Origin of the sequence: Methanoregula sp., assembly GCF_002835825.1 — an archaeon.
Lineage (GTDB): Archaea > Halobacteriota > Methanomicrobia > Methanomicrobiales > Methanospirillaceae > Methanoregula.
Map to the genome: position 1 here is coordinate 1 of NZ_PIZH01000178.1, position 4,654 is coordinate 4,654.

A 4,654-nucleotide genomic window follows, 5' to 3' on the forward strand; every position below is an offset into this window, starting at 1 on the left:
CACGCAGTCGGAGTCACGTAGCAGTGCGTACGGGTTGTGGGGTACGGGGCGCGGCAGGGTGGGTGTAACCGGGCCCGGACGGGGTATGCACCGTTTCCGGTGGTAAGGAGAAAACCGTCAGCGGTTTTCGTCATCGACAGCACCGGTTCTTTGCACCGGACCTCGACCCCCCGCGTCCTGCATTCGCCAAGCAGCAGGGAAAGGACATCAGCGGCGGAACGGGACTTTGGGAATACCTTGCCGTTCTTCTCCGTCTCCATAAGGAGCCCCCGGTCCGAGAAGAATTGGATCAGGTCTTTATTCGGGAAGCCCATCAGCGCCGGTTTCAAGAATTTCCCGTGGTCCCCGTAGTGCATAAGGAAATCCCGGATGTCAGCGGCATGCGTGATATTGCATTGCCCAGTCCCCGAGAGCAGGAGCTTTTTCCCGGGCTGTTCGTTCTTCTCGAACAGCACGACGCGGGATGAGGTCGATGCGGCATGGATTGCGCAGAAGAGCCCGGCCGGCCCGCCCCCGATCACCGCAGCATCGTATGGATCCATGCCTGTCACCAGATCAATGCTCTTTTGGTACTTGTTAGTTTATGCACGGGGGATATTACAGGGATGTTCCCTGCGCGATCTGGCCCATGCAGGGTAAAAATGCGGCCTGCCCCGTGCGGAAACCGTCAGGGTACCATTATCCTTTAACGGCCATCACCGCCAATTTCCGGATACCCATGATCGATGCACGCGGGAAGAAGACCATCCTCTTTGTGGCAGCACTCGCAAGTTTCCTCGTCCCGTTCACCGGCTCGTCTATAACCATTGCCCTCCCGGCTATGGCGGCGCAGTTCAATGCGGATGCGGTGATGCTGGGTTGGATCACGTCCGCGTACATCATATCAGCGGCCATCTTCATCGTGCCGTTCGGGCGATATGCCGATATTGTCGGGCGGAAGAGGATCTTCCTCTATGGCGTCATCCTTTACACCCTTGCATCCTTTGCCTGCGCCATCGCGCCATCCGTGGAACTACTGATCCTGCTGCGGTTCATCCAGGGGATCGGGGGAGCCATGCTCTTTGCTACCTCGCTTGCCATCGTCACCCAGGTGTTTGAAACAGGTGAACGGGGATGGGCAATTGGCATCACCATCGCCACGGTCTATGCAGGGCTCTCGCTTGGCCCGTTTTTGGGCGGGCTCCTTACCGATCACTTTGGCTGGCCCTCCATCTTCCTGGTCAATGTCCCGCTCGGACTCATCACGATCGCGTTCACGCTCCGCGGTATCCGGCACGAGTGGGCTGATGCTGCCGGAGAGACGCTCGACCGGGCAGGTGCAGTCATCTACTGCATCATGCTCTTTACGTTCATCAACGGCATGCTCCTCCTGCCGGCCCCCTCCGCTTTTGCATGGATTAGTGCCGCGCTCATCGCGGGTGCAGTCTTTTACCGGTGGGAACGGAAGATGGATCACCCGCTCATCGACTTTTCGGTCTTCTCCGATAATCGTACCTTCGTCTTCTCCAATATCGCCGCGATGATCAACTATGGCGCAACATTTGGCGTGGGCGTACTCCTCTCCCTGTACCTCCAGTACATCCAGGGCTTCTCGGCCGCATCCGCGGGGCTCATTCTTGTGGCACAGCCGGTCATCCAGATGATCTTCTCTCCCATCGCGGGACGCCTTTCCGACCGGGTCGAGCCGCGGGTGGTCTCCACAGCCGGAATGGCGCTCACCGCGCTCGGGCTTTCTTTCTGCATTGTCCTTTCCCCCTCAACGCCCCTCTGGATCATTGTCGGCAGCCTGATGGTCATGGGCCTTGGCTACGGCCTCTTCTCCTCGCCCAACACCAATGCCATCATGAGCTCGGTGGAGAAGCGCCACCTTGCCATAGCCTCGGGTATGAACGCGACCATGCGATCAACCGGCCAGCTTCTCTCCATGGCAATCGCGATGTTCTGCTTTGCTGTCTTCATTGGTTCGGAGACCATCACGCCCGCGGTCTACCCGGCACTGATGACCAGCGTTACGGCTGCGTTTATCATTTTTACCGCCCTGTGCGTGGTCGGCGTGGCGGCCTCATGGGTGCGGGGGACGATCCACAGCGACACGGAGTGATGCCGGCAGGGAAAAACGGATCAATGCACCGGGTGCTGGTGCTGGCGCCGCTGCTTCAGGGCGGTGGTATAATGGTGCCGGAGTTCTTCCTTCTCCTCGGCCGTGAAGTCTTTTTTCTTGTTTGCATGGAGGTGCTTTTCCATCTGGCGGACAATGTGTTCGGCCTCATGGTGGTCCTGCACTTCGAGGTACATCGGCGCCTTGCACACCTCGTACGCGTGCCCGCAGGTGGGACAGAGTTTCCAGCGCTGGAAATTGTCCACGTACGTGAACGTTACGCACTGTGGGCAGCGTATGATGAGGTACATAATCAGATGGTGATTTACGCGATCACCATATATATATATCGGCCCCGGGTATGGCAGGGGACACAACGATGCGCTTCTGCCTCTGATCGCTCCGGATTCGGCCGGTCCGGCAGTCCCCGCTCCATTCCGAAACCCTGATATCGGCTGTTCGTCCAGATAGAAATGCAATGACTGAACCAATCCAGGTTATCGGCGTGCAGGGCCTCCCTCTTATTAAAAAAGGCGATGATGTTGCAGCGCTTATCTGCGACCGCGTCCCGCTGGTCGAGGGGGATATCATCTGTATTGCCTCGACCATCTACTCAAAAGCGAAAGGCTATACCCGGCCCCTGTCGGAGATCACGCCATCGGAGCGTGCGATCCGGCTGGGCGGACTGAACGGAGAGGACCCGCGCTTCGTGCAGGCCGTCCTCGATGCGTCCACGGACATCATCATGGAGCACCCGTTCATCCTCTCCGAGCTCTCGTTTGGCCACATCGGTGTCCGGGCGGGTGTTGACCAGAGCAACATCGAGGACGGCATGGTGATCTTCCTCCCGCCCGATCCGATGAAGTCGGCCAACGAGATCCGCGAGCGGATCAGAGAAATCACGGGGAAGAACACCGGCGTCATCATCACGGATACCTGCGGGCGCTCGTTCCGGCGCGGCCAGACCGGCAATGCCATCGGGTGGAGTGGGATGACAGCCATCCGCGATTTCCGGGGCGATACCGACCTCTTCGGTCATGTACTCAAGATCACGGAAGAAGCGGTCGTGGACGAGATCGCGGGGTTCTCCAACTTCGTTATGGGCGAGAGCAACAACGGTGTCCCTGCGGTTGTCTTCCGGAACGTACCGTCATGGACAGGGCATGACAACCTGTACTTCTCGGGTGAAGAGGATATCACGCGGCGCGTGCTGAAAAAAGAGTGGTCGTAATTTTTTGTTATCCGGGGAACGCGATCTCGAGGGCCATGATGATGATACCGATTGCGGCTGCAACAATCATCACGGTAATGGGGCTGATGTGGATTGCCCGCCGGTCCTCGCTTTCGTAGTAGTTGACCAGTCCTGCTGAGGAGAGTAACCTGCCACCTTTCTTCTTTGCCATGCAAATATATTTCATTTTTCGCTATATAAAAGAGAGAGACGCATGACAGATTTTAGCCCGCAGATCGTGTCCGGACTGGTGCTCGTTGGTGAGGAGCTCGCGCCACTCAGGGCAGATATTATCATAAGGGACGGGAAGATTGCAGCCATAGAAGAAAATTCCCGGGCCCCGCATCACTGGATCAGCCCGGCGCTCTTCAATGCCCACACGCACCTTGGTGACACCATAGCGATGGACTGCGGGGCAACCGGGGATCTCGTCTCGCTTGTCACGCCCCCGGATGGCCTGAAGCACCGGCTCCTCCGGGCTGCGTCACCTGCCGATCTTGTTGCCGGGATGCGGGCAAGCATAGAAGGCATGATTGCCTCCGGCACCGCCGGCTGTGCGGACTTCCGTGAAGGGGGGGAAGACGGCGTTACCCTGCTGCGGGATGCGTCAGGAGGGCTTTCGTTCCAGGCCATGGCTTTTGGCCGGGACGGGGGTGAAAAGGTTGCCGAAGGCCTCGGGGTCAGCAGTGCCCGGGATGTCGCGGGTGTGGAGCAGCTTGTCGCGGCAGCACGGGGGGCGGGAAAGAAGGTGGCGTTCCATGCCGGCGAACGTGACGCAGACGACGTTGATGCTGCGCTTTCGTTCGACCCGGACTTCATCGTCCACGGCACCCATGCAACAAAGAAGCAGTTCCGGGCCTGTGCAGACAAGGGGATCCCGATTGTCATCTGCCCGCAGTCAAACTGGACGCTGGGTGTGACCTCCTCTTCAGCAAATCCCCCGATCCGTCTCATGCAGGAACTCGGCTGCACGGTCTGGCTCGGGACAGACAATGTCATGTTCGTTCCCCCCGATTTGGGAAAAGAGATGGCATTCGTCTCGACGCTTTACAAAATCGATCCCGCAGGAATCCTTCATTCCGCCATTGCCGGATCAGCGCTGACCGGTTCCCCCTTTTTCATCCGCGAGGGGGCGCGGGCACGCCTGCGGATCATTGACCCGGAAAAAAATGCACTCAAATTCAGTCGCGATCCGGTTACATCCAAGGTTAAACGGGCTACGAGTTCCTGCGACGGCACAAATGTTTTTAAGTCGTAAATGCAATAAAACATGCTATTTTGTTTGGGGTTCTTCCGGTTGTTGCTTATATCCTTTGATCATTAAA

At 58.1% G+C, this 4,654-nt stretch carries 6 protein-coding genes; 3 read left to right on the top strand and 3 right to left on the bottom strand.

Going from position 1 to position 4,654, the window contains the following annotated elements; genetic code table 11:
* A partial coding sequence (locus CW742_RS07555; RefSeq protein WP_292418640.1) for an NAD(P)/FAD-dependent oxidoreductase occupies positions 1-542 on the bottom strand: 542 nt, incomplete at its 3' end.
* A gap of 176 nt (positions 543-718) precedes the next feature.
* Here CW742_RS07555 and CW742_RS07560 point away from each other — a divergent pair.
* Positions 719-2,101: an MFS transporter gene (locus CW742_RS07560; protein ID WP_292418643.1), complete on the top strand. Its 1,383-nt coding sequence runs from the start codon at positions 719-721 to the stop codon at positions 2,099-2,101.
* 20 nt (positions 2,102-2,121) lie between these two features.
* Here the strand turns inward: CW742_RS07560 and CW742_RS07565 are convergent, their stop codons facing one another.
* The gene (locus CW742_RS07565) at positions 2,122-2,409 is read right to left on the bottom strand and encodes a DUF1922 domain-containing protein (RefSeq protein WP_292418646.1); all 288 of its coding nucleotides are present in this window, start codon (positions 2,407-2,409) and stop codon (positions 2,122-2,124) included.
* Positions 2,410-2,576: 167 nt separating this feature from the next.
* Here CW742_RS07565 and CW742_RS07570 point away from each other — a divergent pair, with 167 nt between their 5' ends.
* Entirely contained in the window at positions 2,577-3,329 is a 753-nt protein-coding gene (locus CW742_RS07570; RefSeq protein ID WP_292418649.1) for a coenzyme F420-0:L-glutamate ligase, read from the top strand.
* Positions 3,330-3,336: 7 nt separating this feature from the next.
* On the opposite strand, the gene CW742_RS07575 is transcribed toward CW742_RS07570, so the two are convergent.
* The gene (locus CW742_RS07575) at positions 3,337-3,501 is read right to left on the bottom strand and encodes a preprotein translocase subunit Sec61beta (protein WP_292418652.1); all 165 of its coding nucleotides are present in this window, start codon (positions 3,499-3,501) and stop codon (positions 3,337-3,339) included.
* Positions 3,502-3,543: 42 nt separating this feature from the next.
* Between CW742_RS07575 and CW742_RS07580 the strand changes: the two genes are divergently transcribed.
* A complete protein-coding gene (locus CW742_RS07580; RefSeq protein WP_292418655.1) occupies positions 3,544-4,587 on the top strand; it encodes an amidohydrolase family protein in 1,044 nt (347 codons plus the stop codon).
* The last annotated feature ends 67 nt before the right edge of the window (positions 4,588-4,654 follow it).